At 60.4% G+C, this 23,795-nt stretch carries 23 protein-coding genes and 1 pseudogene; 11 read left to right on the forward strand and 13 right to left on the reverse strand.

Translation table 11 applies throughout. The features are described from left to right. Positions 1-571: 571 nt before the first annotated feature. Genes FOY53_RS19915 through FOY53_RS19930 form a run of 4 tightly spaced genes read right to left on the reverse strand, consistent with a single transcriptional unit; the run spans position 572 to position 4,048 of the window. Positions 572-1,276, reverse strand: a complete 705-nt coding sequence (locus FOY53_RS19915; RefSeq protein WP_146592068.1) for a GntR family transcriptional regulator — start codon at positions 1,274-1,276, stop codon at positions 572-574. Between the two features lie 35 nt (positions 1,277-1,311). Beyond that, positions 1,312-2,175: an ABC transporter permease gene (locus tag FOY53_RS19920; protein WP_146592102.1), complete on the reverse strand. Its 864-nt coding sequence runs from the start codon at positions 2,173-2,175 to the stop codon at positions 1,312-1,314. 11 nt (positions 2,176-2,186) lie between these two features. Next, positions 2,187-2,993: an ABC transporter ATP-binding protein gene (locus FOY53_RS19925; RefSeq protein WP_146592069.1), complete on the reverse strand. Its 807-nt coding sequence runs from the start codon at positions 2,991-2,993 to the stop codon at positions 2,187-2,189. Continuing rightward, entirely contained in the window at positions 2,990-4,048 is a 1,059-nt protein-coding gene (locus FOY53_RS19930) for an ABC transporter substrate-binding protein (protein ID WP_246107488.1), read from the reverse strand. The genes FOY53_RS19925 and FOY53_RS19930 overlap by 4 nt, the downstream gene beginning before the upstream one ends. Positions 4,049-4,189: 141 nt before the next feature. On the opposite strand from FOY53_RS19930, the gene FOY53_RS19935 reads away from it, so the two are divergent. The 4 genes and pseudogenes from FOY53_RS19935 to FOY53_RS19950 all read left to right on the forward strand — a co-directional run bounded on the left by FOY53_RS19935 (position 4,190) and on the right by FOY53_RS19950 (position 9,074). Beyond that, positions 4,190-4,864: a fumarylacetoacetate hydrolase family protein gene (locus FOY53_RS19935; protein WP_439332554.1), complete on the forward strand. Its 675-nt coding sequence runs from the start codon at positions 4,190-4,192 to the stop codon at positions 4,862-4,864. 237 nt (positions 4,865-5,101) lie between these two features. Continuing rightward, the gene (locus tag FOY53_RS19940; protein ID WP_146592071.1) at positions 5,102-6,691 is read left to right on the forward strand and encodes a gamma-glutamyltransferase family protein; all 1,590 of its coding nucleotides are present in this window, start codon (positions 5,102-5,104) and stop codon (positions 6,689-6,691) included. Positions 6,692-6,728: 37 nt separating this feature from the next. After that, entirely contained in the window at positions 6,729-7,706 is a 978-nt protein-coding gene (locus FOY53_RS19945) for a bile acid:sodium symporter family protein (RefSeq protein ID WP_146592072.1), read from the forward strand. Positions 7,707-8,040: 334 nt separating this feature from the next. Further along, positions 8,041-9,074: pseudogene (locus FOY53_RS19950) on the forward strand (DDE-type integrase/transposase/recombinase). On the opposite strand, the gene FOY53_RS19955 reads toward FOY53_RS19950, so the two are convergent. Next, entirely contained in the window at positions 9,071-9,535 is a 465-nt protein-coding gene (locus FOY53_RS19955) for a MarR family winged helix-turn-helix transcriptional regulator (RefSeq protein WP_146592073.1), read from the reverse strand. The pseudogene FOY53_RS19950 and the gene FOY53_RS19955 sit on opposite strands and share 4 nt — an antisense overlap. A gap of 141 nt (positions 9,536-9,676) precedes the next feature. Between FOY53_RS19955 and FOY53_RS19960 the strand changes: the two genes are divergently transcribed. From FOY53_RS19960 to FOY53_RS19980, 5 genes are all read left to right on the forward strand, one after another. Then, the gene (locus FOY53_RS19960) at positions 9,677-10,402 is read left to right on the forward strand and encodes a DUF1499 domain-containing protein (protein WP_146592074.1); all 726 of its coding nucleotides are present in this window, start codon (positions 9,677-9,679) and stop codon (positions 10,400-10,402) included. Positions 10,403-10,466: 64 nt separating this feature from the next. Continuing rightward, positions 10,467-11,042 carry a ricin-type beta-trefoil lectin domain protein gene (locus FOY53_RS19965; protein ID WP_146592075.1) on the forward strand — a complete coding sequence of 192 codons (576 nt, stop codon included), beginning with the start codon at positions 10,467-10,469 and terminating at the stop codon, positions 11,040-11,042. 111 nt (positions 11,043-11,153) lie between these two features. After that, on the forward strand, positions 11,154-11,690 hold the full coding sequence (locus FOY53_RS19970) for a cytochrome b (protein ID WP_146592076.1): 537 nt from the start codon (positions 11,154-11,156) through the stop codon (positions 11,688-11,690). A gap of 73 nt (positions 11,691-11,763) precedes the next feature. Continuing rightward, entirely contained in the window at positions 11,764-12,903 is a 1,140-nt protein-coding gene (locus tag FOY53_RS19975; protein ID WP_146592077.1) for an efflux RND transporter periplasmic adaptor subunit, read from the forward strand. Continuing rightward, positions 12,900-15,989: an efflux RND transporter permease subunit gene (locus FOY53_RS19980; RefSeq protein ID WP_146592078.1), complete on the forward strand. Its 3,090-nt coding sequence runs from the start codon at positions 12,900-12,902 to the stop codon at positions 15,987-15,989. Before FOY53_RS19975 ends, FOY53_RS19980 begins: the two co-directional genes overlap by 4 nt. 454 nt (positions 15,990-16,443) lie before the next feature. Here FOY53_RS19980 and FOY53_RS19985 read toward each other — a convergent pair whose 3' ends face one another. The 4 genes from FOY53_RS19985 to FOY53_RS20000 form a co-directional block, all read right to left on the reverse strand. Next, positions 16,444-17,112: a helix-turn-helix domain-containing protein gene (locus FOY53_RS19985; RefSeq protein ID WP_146592079.1), complete on the reverse strand. Its 669-nt coding sequence runs from the start codon at positions 17,110-17,112 to the stop codon at positions 16,444-16,446. Beyond that, entirely contained in the window at positions 17,109-17,309 is a 201-nt protein-coding gene (locus FOY53_RS19990; RefSeq protein ID WP_146592080.1) for a helix-turn-helix transcriptional regulator, read from the reverse strand. The genes FOY53_RS19985 and FOY53_RS19990 overlap by 4 nt, the downstream gene beginning before the upstream one ends. A gap of 105 nt (positions 17,310-17,414) precedes the next feature. Continuing rightward, a complete protein-coding gene (locus FOY53_RS19995; protein ID WP_146592081.1) occupies positions 17,415-18,338 on the reverse strand; it encodes a hypothetical protein in 924 nt (307 codons plus the stop codon). After that, positions 18,331-19,416 carry a tyrosine-type recombinase/integrase gene (locus tag FOY53_RS20000; protein WP_146592082.1) on the reverse strand — a complete coding sequence of 362 codons (1,086 nt, stop codon included), beginning with the start codon at positions 19,414-19,416 and terminating at the stop codon, positions 18,331-18,333. Before FOY53_RS20000 ends, FOY53_RS19995 begins: the two co-directional genes overlap by 8 nt. Positions 19,417-19,757: 341 nt before the next feature. On the opposite strand from FOY53_RS20000, the gene FOY53_RS23475 reads away from it, so the two are divergent. After that, positions 19,758-20,012 carry a hypothetical protein gene (locus tag FOY53_RS23475; RefSeq protein ID WP_146592083.1) on the forward strand — a complete coding sequence of 85 codons (255 nt, stop codon included), beginning with the start codon at positions 19,758-19,760 and terminating at the stop codon, positions 20,010-20,012. 395 nt (positions 20,013-20,407) lie between these two features. On the opposite strand, the gene FOY53_RS23480 is transcribed toward FOY53_RS23475, so the two are convergent. The 4 genes from FOY53_RS23480 to FOY53_RS20025 form a co-directional block, all read right to left on the reverse strand. Then, a complete protein-coding gene (locus tag FOY53_RS23480; RefSeq protein WP_222435301.1) occupies positions 20,408-20,635 on the reverse strand; it encodes a hypothetical protein in 228 nt (75 codons plus the stop codon). 43 nt (positions 20,636-20,678) lie between these two features. Continuing rightward, positions 20,679-20,927: a hypothetical protein gene (locus FOY53_RS23485; protein WP_222435302.1), complete on the reverse strand. Its 249-nt coding sequence runs from the start codon at positions 20,925-20,927 to the stop codon at positions 20,679-20,681. Between the two features lie 104 nt (positions 20,928-21,031). After that, positions 21,032-21,985: an SDR family oxidoreductase gene (locus tag FOY53_RS20020; protein ID WP_146592084.1), complete on the reverse strand. Its 954-nt coding sequence runs from the start codon at positions 21,983-21,985 to the stop codon at positions 21,032-21,034. 67 nt (positions 21,986-22,052) lie between these two features. After that, on the reverse strand, positions 22,053-23,078 hold the full coding sequence (locus FOY53_RS20025) for an aldo/keto reductase (RefSeq protein WP_146592085.1): 1,026 nt from the start codon (positions 23,076-23,078) through the stop codon (positions 22,053-22,055). A gap of 118 nt (positions 23,079-23,196) precedes the next feature. Here FOY53_RS20025 and FOY53_RS20030 point away from each other — a divergent pair, with 118 nt between their 5' ends. Beyond that, positions 23,197-23,793, forward strand: coding sequence for a TetR/AcrR family transcriptional regulator (locus tag FOY53_RS20030; protein ID WP_186766684.1), 597 nt, complete (start codon positions 23,197-23,199; stop codon positions 23,791-23,793). Positions 23,794-23,795 lie beyond the last annotated feature (2 nt).

A 23,795-nucleotide genomic window follows, 5' to 3' on the forward strand; every position in this document is an offset into this window, starting at 1 on the left:
CTCCACGCTGCCGCTCAACACTCAAACCCAACCGGAAGATTCCAGATCAAACCGGCCCTAACCGCGGGGGAAGGTCAAAAGCTACAACTGGTCAAAAAGCCAATGTACTGAGGTTTTCGCTTTGGTAAGTGCAGCATTGGGATCGGCAAAGTCCTGATCTCCAAAGTGCCAATGCTATACCAGCCGCTTGATTCCTCTGGATCACGACGGAACTCATCGAATCAGTAAGTCCCATAAGGGCGGAGAAAAATATCTACACAGATATATTCACCATCAATATCAATCGACCGCATGACTTTGTTCTTGTGTGCCAATGGATGCGCTCCACAAACTTGTTCTGAGGCTATTCAGTCTGGGCAAATTGAGCAAACTACCACGTTCAATTAGCCCCTCCTCCGAGGTGCGACGGGTTCCCTGCCGACTTGCTGCGGCGCAGCAACCGGTTGGCGGCGAACGCCAGCAGCCCGGGTTCTTTGGCTCAGGCGGTTGACAGCAGCCAGCCCGACACTACCCGACAGGTCATCACGTTGCGCGTTCCGCATGAGCCGGCTGCCCGATTTGCGCAACAGGATCAGTCGACTTCTTCGACCACCAACGTTGCAAGAAACTCTTCGGTCTGGAAAAGCTCTTCCAACGCAATAAGGGTCTTTGAATAATGCGCGACCAAGGCCGCCTCGGCCTGCACGATATCGCCGTCAAGCACCACCTCCATGAGCGCGCGATGCTCGGCCTGACCATCGCGCGCCGACATTCGGTAGATATTGGAGACATAGATGTAGCGCTCTGCCTGATCCGCCAACTGGTCGCAGAATTCCAGCAACCAGTGTGAACCGCAGTTCGCAATCAGAGCGCGGTGAAAATTGCGGTGCTCTTTGTTCCAGTCCGGCAGGTTCTGGCGAAATTTCTCGGCCTTCCCGACCTTGGACAGGTGGTGATAGGCCACGACGATGCGTTCTTCCCACGCATCCGTCCGGTTGTTCATCGACTCCCGCAGCGCAAGGGATTCCACCAGACACCGCGTCCGCGCCAGCGTCTGCCAATCCTCAATGCCCATGGCAGGGGCGGTGAACCCACGGCGTTCATGGCGATCCACCAGACGCTCGGCCGCTAGCCGCGACAGCGCCTCGCGGACAGCGTTGTTGCCGACGCCATAGCTATCTGCGATGGCGTCGATCCGCAGCTTTTCGGACGGCCGGAACTGCCCGGTCAGAATCTCACGACGCAGCCGGTCATAAACCATCGTCGCCCGCGTCGTCTTTTGATCCTTGTCAGACATGCCTCAGCTTCTTTTGAATCGATCAGGCGTTGTTATCACGAAACCGGTGGCCTGATAGTACTGCTGCGCTGCCAGAAGACAAACTTGTGCTGCATCCATGAAACAAATCCGAACATCAGCACACCCAGAAGGCTGAGATAGATGATCAGCGAAAACACCCGTGCGGTGCTGAGCTGCGCAGCAGCGGCGCGGATCAATTCGCCAAAACCCTGACCGCCCCCAAGCAATTCGCCCGCCACGGCGCCGCCGACGACGCTGATCGAAGCGATCTTCAAACCGGTAAAGAAATGCGGCAATCCTGACGGAACCTTGAGCATAAGCAGTGTCTGCATCCGTGACGCACCGATGCTCTGAAACAGCATGCGTCCATTGGCATCGGCAGCATGCAGCCCGGCTGCGGTCCCAACCACGATGGGAAAGACCGAAATGAAAGCCGCCAGCGCCACCTTGGAGGCGATGCCGAAGCCAAGCCAAGAGACAAACAGCGGCGCGAAGGCAATCTTGGGCATGGTGTCGATGGCGACGATATAGGGCATGACCGCGCGTTCGCCGATGGTAGTTTCCCCCACCAGGATGCCAAGGCTGACACCCACTGTGACCGCAATCACAAAGCCTACCAGAACCTCTTGCGTGGTGACCCAGAACGCCGAAAGCATATAATTTCCCGACAGCAGGCTTTTGCCCACAAACAGAATGTCGGCAAAGGTGTCCGGCACCGTCGGCAGGATAAGACGAGAGACGATCCCCAACGAAGTGACCAGATGCCAGAGGCCAAGAAAGACCGCCATGATCACTGCCATGGAAAACCAGCGCGGTACCGTGGCGGACCAGGACACCTTTTCTTCCCAGACCGTATTGTCAGGATAATCTGCTGTTGCCGAAACATGTGACAGCGTCATTTCTGGATTGCTCACAGGAAAGCTCCCTTATCAAGAAGGTTGCGGATCGTGGTGGCATAGGCACCAAATTCGGGCAGGGTTGTCATTTCGAGCGTCCGGGGGCGAGGCAGATCGATCTTGACCGATTTGACCACCCGACCGGGACGGGCAGACATGACATGGACCGTATCCGACAGGATCACCGCCTCGGAAATCGAGTGAGTGACCAGAAAGGCCGACGCGCTGCGTTCCATGCAGACTTTCTGCAATTCGAGGTTCATGAAGTCGCGGGTAATTTCGTCAAGCGCGCTGAACGGTTCATCCAGCAGCAACACATCCGGGTCCGATATCAGCATCCGGCAGATCGCAGCCCGCTGTGCCATACCGCCGGACAATGCCGAGGGAAATACATCCTCGAACCCGGCAAGCCCCACCACCCTCAGCAGATCTTCTGCCCGCGGGCGCGCGGCCATCGCCGCCTTGCGACCCTTGCGGATCTCGATCGGCAGCAGGATGTTTTCGATCGTCGTGCGCCAGGGAAACATCGTCGCCTGTTGGAACATCATGCCGATGTCGTCACGCGGGCCGAGCACCGGCTTGCCTCCCAGCATGACACGACCCTCCGATGGCGGCATCAGGCCAGCCATGATTTTCAGCAACGTCGTCTTGCCGCAGCCGCTCGAACCGATGACTGAATGAAACTCGCCTTGGGCAATCTCGAAATCCACGCCATCAAGGGCGGTGATTTCCTTGCCATTAAAGTAGCGTGAGACCCCAGTCAGCTCATAGACCGGCCGGGGTTCTACCCCGGCCGATTTAAGGATGTCTTCCGCGATCATTCGGCGTTCCACGTTTCGATGAATTCGTTTGTATAGGCCGCGGTCAGATCAGCCATCGGGGCGTCAAGATCGCCCGACTTCACCAGAACATCATGCCAGCCCTGCCAAGCGTCCGGATTCTGGTACCCATAACCGTGTTCCGGATTGGCCGGTGCGGTGCGAATGATGTAGGTCTGCATGAGCGCACGGGCAAAGTCGCGATCTTCAAGCAACTGCGGATTGCCTATCTTTGCGTGGTCCAGTGTTGCCTCAAGGTTTTCAGGCTTGGCCCCGAAACGCGCGCCGCGCACCAGCGCCCGACCGAATCCCTCGATCAATTCGCGGTTCTCGTCCATGTACTCGCGGGTCACGGCATAGCCATTGCCAAAGAATTTCTTGAACTCCGGCGGCGTCAGGTCGACCAGATCGACACCACGCAAACGAAGCGTTGCCATGCCGATGGTGTCAGACGCATAGGCATCGATGGCGTCTTGCATGAAACCGGCGACAGCCATGCCGCCTTCGCCAATGGTGATGAAGCTATAGTCTTCGCCTTCCTTCATGTCAGCCGCGTCAAAGATCGACCGGACAAACGCGACTTCGGCGCCATCTGCGGTACCAACGCCCACGACCTTGCCTTTCAGGTCAGTCGGCGATGTGAAGCCTGAATCAGCTTCTGTGACCAGGCTGAACTGGCTGGTTGAGAAATAGTTGTAGATATAGACGATATCCTCTCCACCCTCGCGTGCGTTCAACAGTGGCCCCGGACCAGGATGCCCGAACTCGGCCTGACCTGCGGCCAGAACCTGAAGAACCTGCGCCGAACCGTTGACGCTCTGCACCTCGACCTCGATGCCCTCTTCTTCCATGAAGCCCTCGCCCATGGCGTTGTATAGGGCAAAATATCCCAAGCCGCTCGGGCTGGGGATTGCCAGAGTGACCTTGGTCAGATCTTGGGCATAGGCCGCAAAACTCATCGCCATCATGGAAATCGCTGCCACACCGGTGGTCAGTAGCTGTCGTTTTGTTGTCATTTTTTGTCCCTCTCTGCTATGTCGACAAAAGTAAAGCTGCATTATTTCCGGGTGGAGTCAATAAAAATGCATTTTTTATGTCTATGAAATTTTTAATGCATTATCTATGGTGCAAATGAAGTCAATCGATTGAGGAACCCTATGCAAATCTCGAAGCCTTACGTCGTCCCCGCCCCCGAACAGGTGTCTCTTCCCGTAGCCGGCAGCGATGCCCGCTTCCCGGTGCGGCGCATCTACTGCGTCGGTAAGAACTATGTTGCGCATGTCGCGGAGATGGGCGGCGATGCCGCGCGCGATTTCCCGATCATTTTTCAAAAGCCGGCGGATTCGATTGTTCAGAACGGTGGCACCGTGCCCTACCCTCCCCTGACCGACGATTTCCATTTCGAAGTCGAACTCTTGGTCGCGCTGAAATCCGGCGGCTACAACATCCCGGAAGATGAGGCGCTGTCGCACATCTATGGATATGGCGTCTGCATCGACATGACCCGGCGTCGCCTATTGAGCACCGCCACCGGCCCAAATGCGCCTTGGGAGTTGAAGAAATCCTTTGACCATTCCGCACCCTGCAGTGAGATCTACCCCGTGGCGCAGGTCGGCCACCGCGACAAGGGCAGCATTTCGCTGACAGTCGACGGCGAGCTCCGTCAGGATTCCAACCTTGAACTCATGATCTGGAAGACGCCTGAAATCATCGCAACCCTGTCGAAATACTACGCCCTTCAGCCCGGCGACATCATCATGGCCGGAACGCCCAACGGCGTCGGCCCGGTAGTGCCGGGCAACACCATGGTCGGCGCGATCGAGGGGCTTGGCGCTTTGACTGTCAAGGTCGGCGCGCCCCTGGGAACCGCATGAGCTTGTGACACCCGCAGTTCATGCTTGGATCGCAAGGGGCCCGGAATTGTTCCTCGCCAAAGGCATCTGGCGTGATCTGCAGGACTGCACCCGGCAGGATTGCCGTTAAGAGCTCAATACAGGCAGCCCTCAGAATACACTCGTCTCGGACGGGATATGCGGTGCGACGGTCTTGTTGCCAGCATCACCCCATCCCGTCCGGATCCCACGCAATCCGCCATTCCGAAGGTACGTCTTATGCAATTTCGCCATGATCCCGTCTACGCCTCGCGCCGCTCTCCGGTGCTGGCTGAAAACGTCGTCGCCACCTCGCAGCCCTTGGCCACCCAAGCCGGGCTGAGTATCCTGCGGCAGGGGGGCAATGCCGTCGACGCGGCCATCGCGACCGCCGCGACACTGACCATCGTCGAGCCGTCTGGCAACGGGCTGGGATCAGATGCCTTCTGCATCCTGTGGGATGGCGAACAGCTGCACGGACTGAACGCATCGGGCCGCGCCCCGTCTGCATGGGCGCCCGAACGTTTCCCGCAGGGCATGCCACAAATTGGGGTGAACAGCGTAACCGTGCCCGGAGCAGTCAGCGCCTGGATCGCGCTGTCCGAACGCTTTGGCAAGCTGGATCTGGCCACCGTTCTCGCCCCGGCGATCGGTTACGCCGAAGACGGGTTCCTTGTTTCGCCGGTTATCGCCAAACTTTGGGCGAACGCGGCTGAAACGCTGGGGGATCAGCCCGGTTTTGCCGAAACGTTTTTACCCGATGGCCGCGCGCCGCGCGCAGGCGAGCGCTTCTGTAACCCTGGCGCAGCCCGGACCCTGCGCGCGATTGCCCAAACCGGAGGCAAAGCGTTTTACGAAGGTGAAATCGCCGAGGAAATCGCAAGCTTTCTGCAGGCTAATGGTGGCACGATGACGCGCGAAGATCTGTCCGCGCATCGCGCCGATTGGTGCGGCACCGTCAGCCAGAGCTTCGGCGATGGCGAGCTGCACGAAATCCCACCCAACGGTCAGGGCATTGCCGCGCTCATGGCGCTTGGCATTCTCGAACACACTGCGATCCGGGACCACGGCCCCGACGACCTTGCAGCGATCCATCTTCAGATCGAGGCGATCAAGCTCGCCTATCGCGATTTGCATGCCTATGTCGCCGACCGCGACCACATGATTGAGATCGACGAGGCCGCACTGCTTGCCCCTGAATATTTGAAGTCGCGCGCAGCGCTGATCAATTCGGCTGCAGCGATCGATCATGGTATGGGTGCCCCGACTCGCGGCGGAACGGTACTACTTAACACCGCTGATGCCTCGGGCATGATGGTCAGCTTAATTCAATCGAATTACGCAGGCTTCGGTTCCGGCGTTGTCGTGCCGGGCTTTGGCATATCGCTTCAGAACCGCGGTGCCGGGTTCAACACCACTCCTGGCCATCCAAATTGCGTCGGCGGGGGCAAACGCCCGTTCCACACCATCATCCCCGGCTTTGTAACGCAGCAAGGCGCGCCGCTCATGGCCTTTGGCATGATGGGTGGCCCGATCCAGGCACAGGGGCATGTGCAGCTGTACCTGCGCACCCAACTGTGGGATCAAGACGTGCAGACAGCGGCGGATGCACCACGCTGGCGGATGCTGGCCGGGCTGGAAGTTGCCTGCGAACCGACGCTGTCCTCGGAGGTCATCGAGGGGCTGCGCGCCCTTGGCCATGTGGTCACGGTCGAGACTCCCGACAACGCATTCGGTTTCGGCGGCGCGCAACTGGTGCATCGCTTGCCCGATGGTGGGTATGCCGCCGGATCTGATCCGCGCAAGGATGGACAGGCGGCTGGCTTCTGATGGCAGCGCCCGGAACTTTTACAGCGCTCGAAACGTCATGAGCTATCTCAAACGTATCGGGATCGATCTTTACATGATTTTTCTGCTGGCCACGGTGGCCTTGGCGTTTTTTGTCCCGGCGCTCGGCGTCGCGGCAATACTGCTTTCACATGTGACGTTCTGGGCGGTTGCGTTGCTGTTCTTTCTTTACGGGGCCAAGCTGAATTCCGGCGTGGTTGTGGCGGGGATGACCAATTGGCGCTTGCAAGGGCTGACCCTCGCGGCAACCTATCTGATGATTCCGCTTGTCGGCTTGGCGCTCACGCTTGTGGCGGGGCCGATGCTTGGTGCAACCGTTACGCTTGGACTCATGTTTCTGGCAGTGTTGCCGTCGACGGTGCAGAGTTCCGTCGCATTTACCGGGATGGCGGGCGGCAACGTTCCAGCCGCGATTTGCGCCGCATCGGTGTCGAACCTCGTGGGGGTCGTGCTGACACCGCTTCTGGTAGCCACCCTGTTACACACCGGTGACGGCAGCATACGGTTGGACGCGGTGATCAAGATAGCGGCCCAGATCCTGCTGCCATTCGTGTTGGGACAACTCGTCCGGCCTTGGATCGGTCGGCATGTCCAAAAGCACAAGACCCTGACCCTGATGGTGGACCGTGGTGCGATCCTGCTGATTGTCTTTTCTGCCTTCAGCGCTGGCACGGTCTCGGGCCTTTGGGTCTCGTTGCCGATCAAGACGCTGGCGACGCTGTCGATTGTCGTGCTGGCCTTTCTTGCCATCACGATGTCGCTCATTATCTGGGCCGGCAAAATGACCACCCTCCCCGCACCAGACCGGGCCGTCCTGCTTTATTGCGGCTCGACCAAAAGCCTTGCCTCGGGTCTGCCAATCGCGACCGCCCTCTTTCCGCCAGAGGATCTGGCTGCCATCGTTCTGCCTCTCATGATCTACCACATGGCGCAACTTTTGACCTGTGCCTTCCTCTCACAGAAAGCCGCAAGAGCATCGATCGCGCTGCAGAGTTAAGCGGTATCGGCCTTTTCAAAATCGCCCTGAGGCTGCTCACACGCCACCACCGCATCTATTTAGACCAGTGCATTCGTGATTGCGTTCAGACTTGCACAGGTTTTCAACGATAAGACACCTGACCTGGACCCTCATTTATGACGAGAGTCTGCAGGTTGGATTTGAGTTCCGATGTCGAACGCCTATTAGGTGTTTGATCCCACGGTATGATGGTGCGATCCTTTCTCAGGAATGGAAGGAAGCATTATGGGACAGTTTCGTCATGGCAGCGCCACGTACTGTTACCCGGCAGGCGATTTGCACGGCAAATCTGCCGAGAGGGCACGCACGCCGTCTGAGCTGCATTGCAGCGATCCGTTGCCCGGCAGGGTTATGCGAAGCACGATCCCGGGAGGGGCAAGCTTCGCTCGCGCAACTGAGCCAGGAGCTTGGCATCAACCCCAGGACGGTAGCGAAGTGGCGCTAACGCCAGTCCGTTGAAGACCTGAAGACGGGGCCGAAGGAGCCGGGCTCGACGGTCCTGACCCAAGCCGAGGAAGCGATGATCGTCGCATTCAGGCGGCATGCATTGTTGCCGCCGGACGATTGTCTCCATGCTCTGCAGCCGTCCATCCCGCACCTGACGCGTTCGGCGCTGCATCGGTGCCTGCAGAGACATGCATCTCCCGGTTGCCTGACGTGGAAGGCGACAAGCCGAAACGCCGGAAGTTCAAGCGCCACCCGATCCACGCCCGGCAGGCGATGCAGGCATCGCAGAGAGGGGGCTTCTTCCATGTCGACATCGCCGAGGTCCAAACCGCTGAGGGCAAGCTGTACCTGTTCGTCGGCATTGACCGCACAAGCAAATCTGCCGTGACCCAACTTGTCGAGAAGGCAGACAGGAAGACAGCCTGGGAGTTCCTGCAGCGCATGCTCGAAAGCGTGCCTTGTCAGGTGCATACCATTCTGACCGACAACGGCATTCAGTTCGCAGGGCAGCCTGGAAACCGCAACACCCTCTATTCCCGGCCAATGCGCTTCGACATGATCTGCGAGGCCAACGGGATCGAACACCGCCTGACGAAGCCCAACCACCCTTGGAGCCACGAGGATCAGAAAACAGTCCGGGGGCCTGTTTTCCCGACGGGCGGACAGGTGGAACGGATGAACCGCACGATCAAGGACGCGTCGGTCAAGCACTTCCATTGCGAAGACCACAACCAACTCCGCACCCACCTGACGGACTTTATGGCAGCCTGCACCTTCGCCCGCAGGCTGAAGACCCTCGGCAGCCTCACGCCCTATGAATACATCTACAAAATCTGGACTTCAGAGCCAGATCGATTCATCCTAAATCCGATCCACCAGATGCCGGGACTGAACACCTAATCGGAACCGAACGATCCTTCTGCCCTTGCCTCGCCGGGTATCTTGCCGCCAAGCGCGGTCTTCAGTTCGCTGGAAAGTTCGGCCAACAGATGCTGTTTCTCTGAGCCGAGCATCGCTTCGATCATGCTGTCGATGTCCTGCCACGCCCGGTGGATGTCCGAGACCATGCGCCCGCCCGCAGGCGACAAGGTGACCACATCGCCGCGTCTGTCCGTTTCGCTCTTTTCGCGCTGCACCAGACCCAGCGCCAAGAGCCTGTCAATCATCGTGCTCATACTGCCCTTGGTAATGTCGAATTCCTGCGCCAGGACGGTCTGCGACGTGGGGCCGATCACGTCGATGGCCACCAGAACCCGCGCCTGACGCGGGCGAACCCCCAGGGGCGCCAGCCGCTCGGTCAGCCGCCGTTCGAGCAGGTCGGCGCTGTGCAGCAGCGCATGAAACAATTGGTGCTTTTTCATCACGCTTCTTTGTAACGTCGGTTGGTTTGCATGCAAACTAAATCGTGCTACCGCTGCCCTTGACCGGGCAATCTGATGCTGGCTGCCCTCTGGACGATAACCCACGTCGGGTTGTCCGCGATGAGATGAAAGGACGACCTTATGAGGAATTTTGGCAAACTCGCGCTGTTGGCCGCGGTGGTCGGCCTTGTCACGATTTCCGTCATTGTGTTTGGCGCCCGTCTCGGGTTGTGGGAGCCGATAGTGGGCTATGGGCTGTACCGCTCCTATCTCAACCCGCTGGGCGCGGGCATTGCGGCCCTGGGTGTTCTGGCCGTGGTCGTCCATGCCATGCGCAAGGAACGCGCAGGTATTGCGTCAGGTGCTATCGCGTCTGTCATCGGACTGGCCTGCCTGGCGCCGCTGATGGCTTCGACGCTGAACCCGCCGCAACGTGCCGCGCCGATCAACGACATCTCGACCGACACGGTGAACCCGCCGGCCTTCGAGGTCATCGATGAGACCCGCGCGGGCGCGCTAAACTCTCTGGAATACGGTGGCGCGGAAGTGGCTGCCAAGCAGGCCGCTGCCTATCCCGACATCGCGTCACTGGAGGCCGACCTGTCGCCGGACGCCGCCTATGAACGGGCTCTGGAAGTCGCCGGGGACATGGGTTGGGAGGTCGTCGCCGCCGACGCCGAGCGCCGCCGTTTCGAGGCAACCGCCCGCACCTCGGTCTTCTACTTCGCCGATGACGTCCTTGTCGTCGTGACGGCGCAAGAGAGCGGCAGCCGCGTCGATATGCGGAGTGTTTCCCGGGTGGGTCGCAGCGATCAAGGCGTGAACGCGGCCCGCATCCGCGCATTTCAAGAGCAGTTCAGCCAGTAGCCAAACGCCCGGACCGCACCTGACTGACGGTCATGGCTCTGATCCCCGAAAGCAATAAGGAAATATGGAGTTACCCAAGATGCGCGCACTTACCTCAGCTCTGACAGACACGCCTCCGCTCCGGACCGCCCTCTTTGCCGCGATCGCAAGCCTCGCCCTGCCGCACAGTTCACTCGCTGAGAGCCCGATCATCCAGACCGAAGGGCCGATCATCCACCTGGCGGACAATCTGGACGAAGAGGCTTCACTCGGCTGGTGTATCGACACCGAAGGGCGCGGGCTGAGCGATCAGCTTCACGCGCATTCCTGCAAACCGACCGGGGGCGACGTGCTGTTCTCATACACGGCAGTCAATGGCCGCATTGAATCGGTGACATACACCGGCCGATGTATGGCGTACAACGCGCCGGACAGCGTGGAAAACCCCTTCGGATTGATGGCCTGCGACGAAACAGACCCTAACCAGCGCTTTGTCCATGATGCCGAGAATGGGCAAATCCGTCTGGGCGCTGATGCAACGCAATGCGTGACAGTGAGCGCCACCATAGACGATGCCGGACCTTTCCAGTCGCGGGACCTGCTGTTGGTCGCTTGCGAGGATCTCGACCCGAGACTCAAGACGTGGATCATTCGCGACTGATTGGTTTTTACTGACATGCGCGCACCTCACTGACAAAGCCGTGAGCACTGCGACGGAACCCGACGCGGTCTTCGTACCAGGCGGGCAGTGACCCTCAGACAGGTAATAAACATGGGCAATCTATCAGACAGACCAGACTGCTTCGGTCCTGTAAGCCGGGCGTTTCACTGGAGCATGGCCGCGCTCTTCGCGATGCAATTCCTGTCTGCGGCCGCGCATTGGGCGCTTCCCCGCGAAAATGCCCTGCGGCAGACGTTGTGGAGCTACCACGTCGATCTGCGGATGACACTGTTCCTGCTGGTGTTGCTGCGGGGCGCGTGGGGGCTTTGGAACCTTCACCCGAGGCCACGACATTCGGGCCTGCTGGGCCGGGCGGCGACTGCGGGACATGCGGCACTCTATGCGCTTATGGTAGCGGTTCCCTCTGTCAAGATCCTGGCCGCAGCAGGCGGAACACGCGGGCTGAGCTACTTTGGCCTTTCGGTATTTCCGGCGCGCGAGACCGCGATCGCCTGGACGCAGGCCGCGACCGGTTGGCACGGGGTGATGGGATGGACGCTGGCGGCCCTCGTTCTGGGACATATCGTGATGGCATTGGGCGGGCATCGCGTCATCAAACGTGACGATGTGCTGAGCCGCATGGCCTGACAGACAGACACGCCAATACAAAACCCCCGCCACTCCGCCGAGGGACGATGCGGGTTCAGGAGCTTGAGATACCTTGAAGAAATTCATCATCGTCCTCGTCTCGCTGGCCGTCCTGGCCGGTGCCTATGCAATTGCCTTCGGCGTTCCCGCGCAGGTCGCGCGGCTTTGGGGCGGAACGCCAACGGAAGAGACGGCGGCCGCGCCGCGTGGCGGCCCGGGTGGCGGACCCGGCGGCCCGCGTGGGCAAGGCCGAAGCACGACCGTGGTGCTCGCCCCGCTCGAGGAACGTGCCTATATGCTGGTGCTGCGCACCGTCGGCAGCGCCGTGTCCTTGCGCCGGTCAGAGGTGATCGCGACGGAGGCAGGCGAGGTGGTCGAGGCCGCGCTGCAGGCCAACAAGCCGGTCGAAAAGGGCGATGTCCTGCTGCGCCTTGACGACCGCACCGAACGGCTCGCGCTGGAAATCGCCGAGGCCAACCGTGATCAGGCGCAGGCGACCGCCACGCGGTATCAGGGGCTTAACCGGAACGGCAGCGCTGTCGTGACCGACGTCGCGCTCTCCGAAGCCGAAGTGGCGCTGCGGCTGGCCGAGGCCAATGTCGGGCTGGCCGAGGTGGCACTCGACAAACGCACCGTGGTGGCGCCGATCTCCGGGCGCCTTGGGCTGAGCGATGTGCATGTCGGCGACCAGCTCTCGGGCAGTGACACCATCGTCACAATCGACGACTCCTCGACGCTTCTCGCGACATTCGAGGTGCCGGAGCGCTCCATCGGGCTGCTGACCGAAGGCAAGCAGGTTCTGGTGACAACGCCGACCTATACCGGGCGCGTTTTCGAGGGCCGGGTCACCGCCTTTGACAGCCGTCTCGACAGCGTCACCCGCAGCGCCACCGTCGAGGCCGAGATCGACAATGCAGACGGTCTGCTGCTTTCGGGCATGACCTTCGCGATCCGCATGACCGAAGAGACTGCACCGCTGCCCCTCGTGCCCGCCACCGCGATCACCTGGGACCGCGCCGGCGCGGGCATCTGGGTCGCCGACGAGGGCCGCACCAGTCGCACACCCGTCACCATCCGCTTCCGCGACGGCGATCAGGTCTGGATAGAAACCGAGGCCCCCGTGGGCGCACAAATCGTGACCGAGGGTGCGGCCAAGCTGCGCGACGGCGCGCAGGTCACCACGGCGGACGCTAACCGGGGGCCGGGCGCATGAGTTTCGAGAAACGGGCGCACAAGGCCGGGTTTGCCGATACCTTCGTGGCGCGGCCGATCTTCGGGATCGTGCTGAACCTTCTGATCATCATCGCCGGTCTCGCCGCGCTCACCAGCGTCGATATCCGCGAGATGCCCGACGTGGACCAGCCGGTCCTGTCGGTCCGGACCACCTATGACGGTGCCGTCGCCAGCACGGTGGATTCAGAGGTCACGCAGGTGCTTGAGGATGCGCTGAGCGCGCTCGAAGGCATGTCCTACATCGAGTCGACCTCCAGCACCGGATCGAGCCGCATCACTATCGACCTGTCGGACGGCACCGACGTGGACATCGCCGCCAACGAGGCGCGCGAGATCGTGTCGAGCACCCTGCGCTCGCTGCCTGACGATATCGACGACCCGACCGTCACCAAAAGCGACAACAACGCCGACGCGATCATCCGCCTTGCGCTTTTGGGCAACGCCAGTTTCGATGAACTCACCCAGATCGCCGAGGGCGCGGTCTATGAACGTCTGTCCCTGATCGACGGCATCGCCGAGGTCACCGTGCGCGGCAACCGTGCCAACGAGTTCCGCGTGGCGGCAAACCTGCCCAACCTGCTGAGCCGTGGGTTGACCGTCTTCGATCTCTCCACCGCCCTGGCCCAGTTGCGCGACGACACCGCGCTGGGGTCGCTGTCCACGGAATCGCAGACCTTGTCGCTGCGGGTGGGCAACGAAGAGGTCACTGTCGAGACAATCAACCAGCTGCCGGTCAACGACACGACCCAGGTCGCGGACGTGGCCTTCGTCCAGCTCATCCCCGAAGACTCGAGCGTCTACACCCGGGTGAACGGCGAAACCGCCGTCAGCCTCGACATCACCCGCCAGTCCGTCGGCAACACGCTGGAGATTTCCCGCGACGTGGGCGAGGCCGTCGAGGAGTTGCGCAGCCAGTTGCCCGAGGGCGTGCAGCTGCTGATCACCTCGGACGACGGCATCTTCATCGAAGGCTCGATCAACGAGGTGGTGAAATCCATCCTCATGGCCACCGCCATCGTGATTGCCGTGATCTTCTTGTTCCTGCGTTCGCCCCGCGCCACGCTGATCCCCGCCGTCACCATCCCAGTGGCCCTGATCGGCACGCTGGCCGCGATCTGGCTGACGGGCTTCTCGGTCAACACCATCAGCCTTCTGGCGCTGGTTCTGGCGACCGGCATGGTTGTGGACGACGCCATCGTGGTGATCGAGAACATCGTGCGCAAACGCAAATCCGGGATGGGGGCCTTTGCCGCCGCTGCCGCAGGCACCAACGAGGTGTTCTTCGCCGTCATCTCGACGACTGCCACCCTCGCGGCGGTGTTCATCCCGATCTCCTTCCTGCCCGGTCAAGCCGGCGGCGTTTTCTCCGAATTCGGCTTCGTTCTGGCCTTCGCAGTCACGCTGTCGTCGATCACGGCGCTGACGCTGGCGCCGGTTCTGGCGGCGCTGCTCGACCCGGGCAAGTCGCAGGCCAAAGCCGCGGAGAGTAAACCCGGCGCGCTCGCCCGCGCCTTCGACAAGGTGATGGACTTCGCGATCCGCACGCCGCTTCTGGTGCTCTCCGTGGCCATCGGATTCGCCATGATCGCGCTGGGTGCCGCAGCCACGCTGCCCTCCACCATCACCCCCGAGGAAGACCGCGGCTTCTTCCTCGTGCAGGCGCGCGGCGCCTCGGACACCACCGTCGATTACCTCGACACCCAGGTGCTGCTGGTCGAGGACATCCTCGCGCCCTACCTCGAAAGCGGCCAGGTCGCCGCGGTGCAGAGCATCATCGGCATCGGCGGCGGGACCAGCGCCTTCATCGTCGTGCGCCTGCCGGACTGGGCCGAGCGTGACTATACCCAGCAAGAGCTGATCGGCCAAATCAGCGGACAGTTGGCTTCCGTCCCCGGCGTGCAGGTCAGCGCCCGCTCCACCAACAGCCTCAACATCCGTGGCGCAGGCGGCGGGCTGGGCTTTGCCGTCACCGGCACCAACCTCACCAACATGACCGAGGCGGCCGACAGCCTCGTCGCGGCGATGTCGCAGGACGACACCTTCCTCAACCCGCAACTGTCCAACAACAGCGTCGACGCGCAGCTGGAGGTCACCGTGGACACCGCAGCCGCCAGTGACATGGGGCTGAACAGTTCAGACGTCACGCAGCTGGTGCGGGCGATGGTGCAGGGCAATGTCGCGGTCAGTGTCTTCTCCGATGATGTCGAGGTCGACGTCAACGTCCTCCCCGGCGGCCCGCCGATCGACGATCCCTCGGACATCGCCTCGCTCTCCATCCGCTTGCCCAGCGGCGCCTACATCCCGCTGTCGGCGGTGGCCTCGCTGGAAACGGTGGTCAGCGACGCGCAGATCCAGCGCCTCGGCGGGGCCCTGTCCGTCGCGTTGCAGGCCAACCTCGGCGAAGGCGTCGACCTGTCGACCGCGATGGACCGGGTGCTCGATATCGCGGACGAGGTCCTGCCCGACGGCATGGGTATCACCTTCACCGGCGAGGCGGCGACGCTGGACGACACCCAGGGCGGCATCTACGCGGTCTTCGGCGTGGCGCTGATCGTGGTGCTGCTGGTGCTCGCGGCCCAGTTCGAAAGCTTCGCCAGCGCGGTCGTCATCATGCTGACCGTGCCCTTCGGCCTGGCCGCCGCGCTGCTGGCCATCTCGATCACCGGCGGGTCGCTCAACTACTACAGCCAGATCGGTCTGGTCATGCTGATCGGGGTGATGGCCAAAAACGGCATCCTGATCGTCGAATTCGCCAACCAGCTGCGCGAGGCGGGAGAGGATATCGACACCGCCATCCGCAACGCATTGCGTCTGCGGATCCGGCCCGTGATGATGACGATGGTCTCAACGGTCTTTGGTGGCCTGCCCCTGATCCTGACCTCGGGCGCAGGCGCCGAGGCCCGCATCGCCGTCGGCTGGGTGATCGTCGGCGGCCTGGGCTTCGCGACCGTGTTCACCCTGTTCCTGACGCCGATCTTCTACCGCTGGATCGCCGTCTGGGGCGCTGCACCCGGGGCTGCGGCCAAGCGCCTACGGACCGAGACAGAAGCGATCGCGGGCGCGTAGGTTTTGACCTGCCATGGGAGCCTGTGGTGCGGGTCGCTGGATTGGCCAAGAAATTGGCCTAAGGGCGAATTGAAGTGATACCTCATTCTCGACTGCTCGTTGCGGCCAGCCGGTTTGGGTTGAAGGTGCGCGCGCCCAGCAGATCAACAACAACAACTGAATAACTTATCGTCAAAGACCATCAAGCGGTCGCATGCCACAGGGTGCGAATTACCCGCGTGTGGATCCTGCCCGGGAAGGACCCAAGGCTGGTTTTTTAGGTTATTCTGCAAAGGTTTAAATTGCCCAAAGTTAACCCTCGCGCTCTATTTCACTGGCCACCAAAGTTTAGGCTTCCGAAGTCGTTAAGCGACCCAACCAAAACACGGCGGGAATTACCCGCGTGCGGCGCTCGCCTTAAAGGACACCAAGAGAATCGTGCGACGTAATGCGCAGAAGAAAAATTGCAGTTATCTCAGTCAAAGCACTTCCCGCCGCTTGCCAACACTTGGTTGAAGAATGCGCGCTGGATCATCTGGCTCTCCTTGTCTGTGCCCGGCCGCTGCGTTGGCAGCCTGTATCCTGTTTCACCCCGTGTCATCTCGATCAAATCGACCGGAGATCTGAAGTTCAATGCTCCAATCCGGGAATGCCATTCATCCAGTTGCTCAGGATCTGTCACTGTTTCGAAGTCAAGGAACCGCTTTTCAGCTTCATTGATGCTGATCTTAGAATTGGGCTGTGACTTCCGGCCATGGGGCAATGCCTGTTCTTTCTTAAGTTCCTTCTTTTGTTTGGCGGAAGAATCCTGCCGATCATTCTTACCGTTTTCTACCGGTTGGGAAGCCGAAATCTTCCGCTCGAGAATGTGCAGAACGTATTGGTTCGTCCCGTTTCGCCCCTGATTGCGCCGGATCGAGATGACGCCGGCGGTTTGGAGTTCCTTCAGTGCCTTGCGCACCGAGCGGTCCGACCTTCCAATATGAAGGGCAAGCGTGTCTTCAGAAGGGAAGCAATGTCGCGTTTTGATATTGCAGTGATGAACCAGGCGGCCGTGAACAAGCCTCGCGAGCAGTGTTAAATCTGACATCGCTGTTGCTTCCTGCTGTGCCTCCCATTTGATGCAATATGCCGAGACGTTCATGCTCCGGCCTCATGCGTGTTGTCGGCAATCCACGCCCGGACATCCTTCACGGTATACCGTACCAGATATCCCACACGGACAAATCGGGGCCCGTTGCCGCGCGTGACCGCGAGTTCCAGGAACCGTTTTGTGATTCCAAATCTCTGTTCGACCTCATCCCGGCTCAGCAACCGGTCAGTTTCGTTCTGAATCGTCATTTTCATGGCTCCGAATTGATAGAAGCCAAACTCAGACATTGGACAGGGCGTTAATAGCTGGCTGGTTTTAACAGCGTGACAGGATCAATTTTTAAACTAAGTTTTTCAGTGCTTTATGCTGCGCATTTTAGGGCGACCTGCTTTTCGCCAATTTGATATCGGGGCTTCACTCCAGATTTCAGCCATGACCTTATGGGACGTCATTCCGAAGTCACTCCTGAGCACGCCAACAACGTCATCTTTCGTAAGACGCTGCCCGCTCAACTCCAGGCAACGATATCGCTCAGCCAGCCAACGCATGGCTGCCGCCTTTTCCCTGCGATCCGCCTTTTCCTGAGAACCCATATTTGCGGTATGCCAAGCTTCCGGCAGATCGGAGGTCAGAAGAAAATACGCCCGGCTGTGCCCCCCGAACCCTGACTTTGCGTGCCAATGTGACCGCGCGAGCAAGGCAGGGCCTGAACCATCGTCGGTTACGCAAATCACGCGTCCTTCCCGCAAGCAGCGCAGGCTTACGTCCGCTGCCGTATCGTCAACGGCATCAAGTTCGACAAAGAACCGGGCCCATTCGCTGGACAGCCGAGCGTAATGATGGAGCGACGGCTTGCGTGTAACGTATTCGCTGTGTCGGGTTGACCCTACATGAACCAGTTCTCGTTGGATCAATTTGTCCGTCGACAATCGCACAGCATGCGATTCCGTGTATTCCAATCGAAGGCGATTGGCGTTGATCTGCTTGAAGCCCGCGAAGACATCCCATGCCGAAACGCCACCAACTGGGATCTTCGTCAGGACTCCCTCCTGCAACCGGAGGGAGCCTTTGAGCCAATTCAACGGCTGAGCGCCAGCGACGGTACGGCGGCGGAGGCCATCAAACAGTTCGTCCTCGACTTTTTGCAGCTGCTTGCCGGTCGTGAACGGAGGACCGACTTCATCAACTGTGGCAAATGCGTGGGTTAACTTCTCGAAATCTTCAAGAGGTGGAGACGTGTTGCGCGAGATCGACAGTTCCACCGGTCGTTCAGCCATGCTTGCCCCGTGATTTTTTCAACAGCTCGGCGCATGCCGTTTCCATCGCGGGGCGCAACGCCTCGAGCCTTGGCTTCACATAGCGCTGCCCAGTAATCGATAGCGGCGTATGATTGAGAAGCCTGCCAACGATTTCCTCCAACACACCGGCCTCCATCGCGACCGTCGCAAAGGTTCTGCGATGCGCATGCGGGCTCCACTTCAGCCGTTGCGGGTTCGTTATGTGACCATCTGATCCCTTCGGCGAAGGAAAAACCCAAGTCTTGCTGAGTCCCCGAACCGGCGCAAGAATTTCATGATGATGCTGCAGAATGGGCAGGTCAAAACTGCGGCCATTCTTCGTCATCGGCAAATGGATATGATCCTCGTGGACGTTGTTCCATTCCAGCGTGTAGGCTTCGGACTTGCGCAAGCCGGTGAAAAGCAAAAATTCATAGCTTGCTTGATGGATCGGATTGATCAAGCCATCGACAACGATGCGCCACTCGGTCAGGTCGTCGATAATCGTGCCCGCAGGCGTCTCTTCGTACCATTCGATCGCCATTGTCGGGCATTCCGGCAGATCATGCACCCGGCGCGCGTGGTTCCAGATCGTGCGGAAATACTTCAACGTGTGATTAGCCGCTGATGGAACGGCGGCCAGTGCCCTGTGCCGATCAACGGCCATGACCTTGGATATTTCGTCGAGGGGTAGTCGAAGCCAATCCTTGAGATGGATGCTGACCTGCTGCCGAACAGTGTTCCTGTGCGCCTCCGAGCGCAGCTTTGGCCGGGCCAGATAGCTGTCCATGGCCACGGCCAAAGTCGGAGCCCCGATCTGGAGTGTCTTGCCCGCTCCGCGTCCCCATTCCAGCGCGAAGCCGAGAGCGGTCTGACGCGCGGTGTCAGCGGAGATCACCGGATGACGCCCGATCAGGACACGCCGGGTCTGCCCCCCGACGTCGCGCTGGTAGTACCAGGTCTTCGAGCGCTTGCCGACGAAGAGGACGAGGCCCCTGACCTCACTGTCCCAGTGCTTGTCAGTGCCGGATTTTGTCTGCGGAACCTTGCGGGCGAGGGTCTCTGTGAGCTTTGGCATTTTGTCGGCTTTTTGTAGGTAACGGCATGATACAGCATGCTACCAGAGGCAACTCGATGCAACACATTAATAAACTATATGAAACAGTTAGTGGCCATATGAAACTAGATGATACCAGCATAACTTGCTTGGAAGGCAAGAGTCTTACCATTACACAACGCCCGCTCTGCATGTTCGGGTTATTTCATGGCCGTTCCGAGGTCAAGTACCTGCTGGAGAACTTGGAGGGAATCTCGATGACAAAACCGCAAGCGCAATCATTGGGGTACGTCCGTGCGGAAAACCATCGCCAAAATGGATGACGAAATGCCTCAAACCTGATACCCGAAACACGCTGCCTCATGGCAACGCGTCACTGGTGGCCGGATGTGATCGGTATGGATGGCCGGATGTTCCGGAATACGCAGCCATCAATCAATTGTCACAGACCCGACGAACGCCGCGCCTTTTTCGAAAACTTCGCTTCGGTGCCATTCCAGGCGGGCACGGTGCTTGTCTGTCAGGCGAATTGGGGCCTGCCATCGCAATTCGGCAGAGGCTGCGTCACTCAGCTGCGTCGAAAACTGTGGGTGGCCGCCGTCATCGAAAGTAACTAGGCCGCGATCGAACATCGCGTTACCCATCACTGCGCAATCAACGAGACAGGCAACACGTCATACCGGTTCGCGCAGAGCAAGCGACGCAGAAAAAATAAACGTCGCGCAAGCAAAGCCCCCAGACGGACTCGCTATATGAGGGCGGCCCGCCTGGGGGCTTTGCCCTCTGAACGACGGGTCAAGATCAAACGCTGAAAGCGGGTCAGTTTTGAACGCTCATTGACAGCCTTGCGGCACCGCAGCATGAAGACACTAGGCCAAATCGCATCGCCGCTCGTCGCGACCGTCGGCAGCCAGCCCTTCCACGACATTTGTGCTTGGCGCAGCGTTGAGCCGAGCCTAGGGCATGAGGGGCGGAGAGCAGCCTTTCGCTGCACATGGAACGAACGTCCGCTTCACATCGGGAACAGCATGGACCTCTCTGTCAGCACGAGCTGCTCCCTATAGGCATTCGGCCGCGCGTTGACATTGATGTCGATCACCAAAATGACCGCCATCATGACAATGTTCGTGATCAGGCTCGCCCGCCACAGGGGCGACTCGAGGTAGGGGATCGCCAGCGCGTAGACGGCGATGATCAGCGGGATAATCTTGAATACCGCGATCCGGTATTCGTTCAGCACCCTGTCGGCACGCGCGATCGCCTCCGCGATGAAGCCGACGGCATCAGTGGCGTAGGCCGCCGGGAAGCTCGTCAGCCGTGCCTGGCTCGGAAAGAACAGGCCGAGCCCGATGGATCAGGATCAGCGTGCCCGCCACCAGCATGGGGACGACATAGGCTCTCGCAATGTCGGTCCTGCCAAGTTGCCAGAAGCCGAAGCTCGCCAAGAGGAAAGAAAGGCCAAACAGGATGAAGAAGGAGGAGGAGAGCATTTCGGCTCTCGTCCAGTCAGTTGCTGTTTTCACGATGTCCACGTTTTTGGCCCTTGTCAGTTGCAGTGTCCGGGATCGGAGGGGCGGTGCGACGGGCCAATCAACCTGGGCCCGGCTTACTCTGCCTCGGCAGGACTATGAGAACCTCACAGGCTCCAGCTGAACCCGGTGTCCGTCTCGGACCGCTCCCAGAGCCGGACCATGACCTTTTTGTCGTAGGCATGCGCGTTCAGCGTGCCGCGGCCCACCGGGCCGACGAACTCGCGGGTGCCGGTCGGGCCATAGAGCGCGCGCTGCTCGGTCAGCGCCTCTTCGGTGGCGCACATCACCTCGGGGTAGGACCCTTGCTCGGCGGTCTGAACCATCGGCGTCTTGGTCATCAGCCACCAGATGACGCGCATGGTCCGGCTGCCGCTGGTCGAGATCAGCGAGGTCGCGGAGGAACCGGGGTGGCAGACAAAGACTTCGACATCGGTCCGCCCGGCCGCCGCCAGCCTGTCCTGAAGCTCATAGGCAAACATCATTTGCGCCAGCTTGCTCTGCGAATAGGCGGTGTTGGCGCCATAGCTCTCGTCCCAGTTCATGTCGTCGAAGCGGATGGTCTTCAGCCCCATGTTGTAGCCGAGGCTGGCGACGACGACGATCCGGCCCTTCGACTGCTCGATCCGGTCGAACAGCATGCTGCAGAGCGTGAAATGGCCGTAGTGGTTCGTGCCCAACTGGCTCTCGAAGCCGTCGGGGGTCAGCTGGCGCGTCGGCACCTGGGCGATGGCGGCGTTGCAGATCAGCGCGTCAATGCGCGGAACAATTTTCAAAACCTCTTCGGCAGCGGCCCGGACCGAGGCTTGCTCGGCCAGGTCCATGCGGACAAAGCTCACCTCGGCGCTGGAGCCGAATTCCTGCTTCAACTCTTTCACGGCGGCGGCGGATTTCTCGGCACTGCGGTTCAGCATCACCACTTTTGCGCCCTTCGACAGAAGGATGCGTGCGGCCTGAAAGCCCGCGCCCGCATTGGCGCCGGTGATGACATAGGTCTTGCCGGCAAGATTGCCGAGGCGTGCGGGCGTCCAGCCCTTGGGTCCGAAACTCGTGTCAGTCATCTGTCTGATCCTTGGTATGCGTCTATGGAAGGGGGGGCGGGTCTGTTCCGGGCGCCGTTTCTTTGCGTCAGTCGTGAAGCTGGCTGAACAGCGTGTCACCGCGTCGCCAGACCGGCAGGTAGCCGGGGTATTCGGGCTTGAGCACGCTGACCTCGTCGAGCTGCGCCATCTCCGCTTCGCTCAAGTTGATGGCTGCGGCTTTCAGGTTGTCGACCAGCTGCGCCTCCTTGCGGGCGCCGACGATGACGCTGGTGACGCCGGGCTTGTGCAGCAGCCAGGCCAGGGCGATCTGCGCCACCGAGGCGTCCTTTTCCTCGGCGATCTGCGCCAGCGTCTCGACGATGTCGAAGCCCTGCTCCTTGGCAACCGGCGGGAAGTCAAAGGCGGCGCGGCGGCCGGAGCCTTCGGCCTCGCGGGTGTATTTGCCGCTCAGGAAACCGCTGGCCAACGGGCTCCAGATAAAGGTGCCGAGACCGAGGTCGCGCACGGCGGGAATGATCTCGCGCTCCAGTTCGCGGCCGACAAGGCTGTAGTAGGACTGCGCCGAGACAAAGCGTTCGGTGCCCAGAAGCCGTGCCACGCCGACCGCCTTGGCAATCTGCCAGCCGGCAAAGTTCGACAGGCCGATGTAGCGCACCTTGCCCTGCCGCACGAGGTCGTCGAGCGCACGAAGCGTCTCTTCCAGCGGCGTGGTGACGTCGAAATTATGCACCTGGTAGAGGTCGATGTAATCGGTGCCCAGCCGTTTCAGGCTGCCCTCCACCTCACGCATGATGGCCAGCCGGCTGGTGCCCAGATCGTTCGGCCCGGTGGTCATGGTGTTGTAGAGCTTGGTGGCGATGAGGTTGTCCTGACGGCGCGCACCCATCGCCACGCCAAGCATCTCTTCCGAGACGCCCGAGCTGTAGACATTGGCGGTGTCGAAGATGTTGACCCCCGCCTCGATGGCGAGATCGACCATGCGGGTTGCCAGCTCCTGACCGGTCGCACCCACCAGATCGGCATAGCTGCCGTCTTCGTTGTCGAAGGTCATGGTGCCCAGCGTCAGTTCAGAAACATGGAGACCGGAATGTCCAAGCTGCTTGTATTTCATCGTGATGTCCTTTCGCGCCGCGGCGCTTGCGTTTGTAAACTGTGGTGTTTACATAGAGAGAAGGACGCACTCAGTAAACCCCCGTGTTTACCTTTGCCGGACAAACGGGGTATATCCGATGAAACTGACTGAAAAGAAACGGAAAGATATTCTGGACGCGGCCATCCAGGAGTTCCGAGACCAGGGGTTTCCGGCGGCGCGGGTGAACAGAATCGCCGAATTGGCCGAGGTCTCGAAGCGCACGCTCTACAAGCATTTCGAGAGCAAGGAGGTGCTGTTCCAGGCCATCACCGACATCCTGCTCGAGCAGATCGCCGCCACGCCGAAGCTACGCTACGACCCTGAGGCGCCGCTGCGAGAACAGCTGATCGCCGCAGCGCGGGACTACATAGGCCACCTTTCGGGCCCGGAATACATGGGCCTCAACCGGCTGGTAATGTCAGAACTGTTGCGCGATCAGGATCTCGCGCAGGCCTTCTTTGCAAAGGCGGTGATGCAGGACGGCCCGATCCAGGCGCTGATCGCCGAGGCGATGCAGGCCGGCGCGCTGCGCCAGGCAGAGCCGGGCTTTGCCGCCGGGCAGCTTCTGTCGATGATCAAGCATTTCCTGATGTGGCCCGAGTTCCTTCTGGGCGAAAAGGCCGATCTGGACGCAGAGGCGGTGATTGCCGATTGCGTGGACATGTTCCTCGCGCATTACGGTGAGAAAGACTGAGG

The sequence above is a fragment of the Puniceibacterium confluentis genome (assembly GCF_007923445.1).
Taxonomy (GTDB): domain Bacteria; phylum Pseudomonadota; class Alphaproteobacteria; order Rhodobacterales; family Rhodobacteraceae; genus Puniceibacterium; species Puniceibacterium confluentis.

What these genes read in the sequence shown, in the direction of transcription:
- FOY53_RS23475 (WP_146592083.1), top strand. Translation starts at nt 19,758, where the DNA reads ATGGCAACGCGTCACTGGTGGCCGGATGTGATCGGTATGGATGGCCGG.
- FOY53_RS19990 (WP_146592080.1), bottom strand. Translation starts at nt 17,309, where the DNA reads ATGACGATTCAGAACGAAACTGACCGGTTGCTGAGCCGGGATGAGGTC.
- FOY53_RS19940 (WP_146592071.1), top strand. Translation starts at nt 5,102, where the DNA reads ATGCAATTTCGCCATGATCCCGTCTACGCCTCGCGCCGCTCTCCGGTG.
- FOY53_RS20025 (WP_146592085.1), bottom strand. Translation starts at nt 23,078, where the DNA reads ATGAAATACAAGCAGCTTGGACATTCCGGTCTCCATGTTTCTGAACTG.
- FOY53_RS19970 (WP_146592076.1), top strand. Translation starts at nt 11,154, where the DNA reads ATGGGCAATCTATCAGACAGACCAGACTGCTTCGGTCCTGTAAGCCGG.
- FOY53_RS19915 (WP_146592068.1), bottom strand. Translation starts at nt 1,276, where the DNA reads ATGTCTGACAAGGATCAAAAGACGACGCGGGCGACGATGGTTTATGAC.
- FOY53_RS19920 (WP_146592102.1), bottom strand. Translation starts at nt 2,175, where the DNA reads ATGACGCTGTCACATGTTTCGGCAACAGCAGATTATCCTGACAATACG.
- FOY53_RS19955 (WP_146592073.1), bottom strand. Translation starts at nt 9,535, where the DNA reads ATGAAAAAGCACCAATTGTTTCATGCGCTGCTGCACAGCGCCGACCTG.
- FOY53_RS19965 (WP_146592075.1), top strand. Translation starts at nt 10,467, where the DNA reads ATGGAGTTACCCAAGATGCGCGCACTTACCTCAGCTCTGACAGACACG.
- FOY53_RS19985 (WP_146592079.1), bottom strand. Translation starts at nt 17,112, where the DNA reads ATGAACGTCTCGGCATATTGCATCAAATGGGAGGCACAGCAGGAAGCA.
- FOY53_RS19945 (WP_146592072.1), top strand. Translation starts at nt 6,729, where the DNA reads ATGAGCTATCTCAAACGTATCGGGATCGATCTTTACATGATTTTTCTG.
- FOY53_RS19930 (WP_246107488.1), bottom strand. Translation starts at nt 4,048, where the DNA reads ATGCAGCTTTACTTTTGTCGACATAGCAGAGAGGGACAAAAAATGACA.
- FOY53_RS20020 (WP_146592084.1), bottom strand. Translation starts at nt 21,985, where the DNA reads ATGACTGACACGAGTTTCGGACCCAAGGGCTGGACGCCCGCACGCCTC.
- FOY53_RS20000 (WP_146592082.1), bottom strand. Translation starts at nt 19,416, where the DNA reads ATGCCAAAGCTCACAGAGACCCTCGCCCGCAAGGTTCCGCAGACAAAA.
- FOY53_RS19925 (WP_146592069.1), bottom strand. Translation starts at nt 2,993, where the DNA reads ATGATCGCGGAAGACATCCTTAAATCGGCCGGGGTAGAACCCCGGCCG.
- FOY53_RS19980 (WP_146592078.1), top strand. Translation starts at nt 12,900, where the DNA reads ATGAGTTTCGAGAAACGGGCGCACAAGGCCGGGTTTGCCGATACCTTC.
- FOY53_RS19995 (WP_146592081.1), bottom strand. Translation starts at nt 18,338, where the DNA reads ATGGCTGAACGACCGGTGGAACTGTCGATCTCGCGCAACACGTCTCCA.
- FOY53_RS20030 (WP_186766684.1), top strand. Translation starts at nt 23,197, where the DNA reads ATGAAACTGACTGAAAAGAAACGGAAAGATATTCTGGACGCGGCCATC.
- FOY53_RS19960 (WP_146592074.1), top strand. Translation starts at nt 9,677, where the DNA reads ATGAGGAATTTTGGCAAACTCGCGCTGTTGGCCGCGGTGGTCGGCCTT.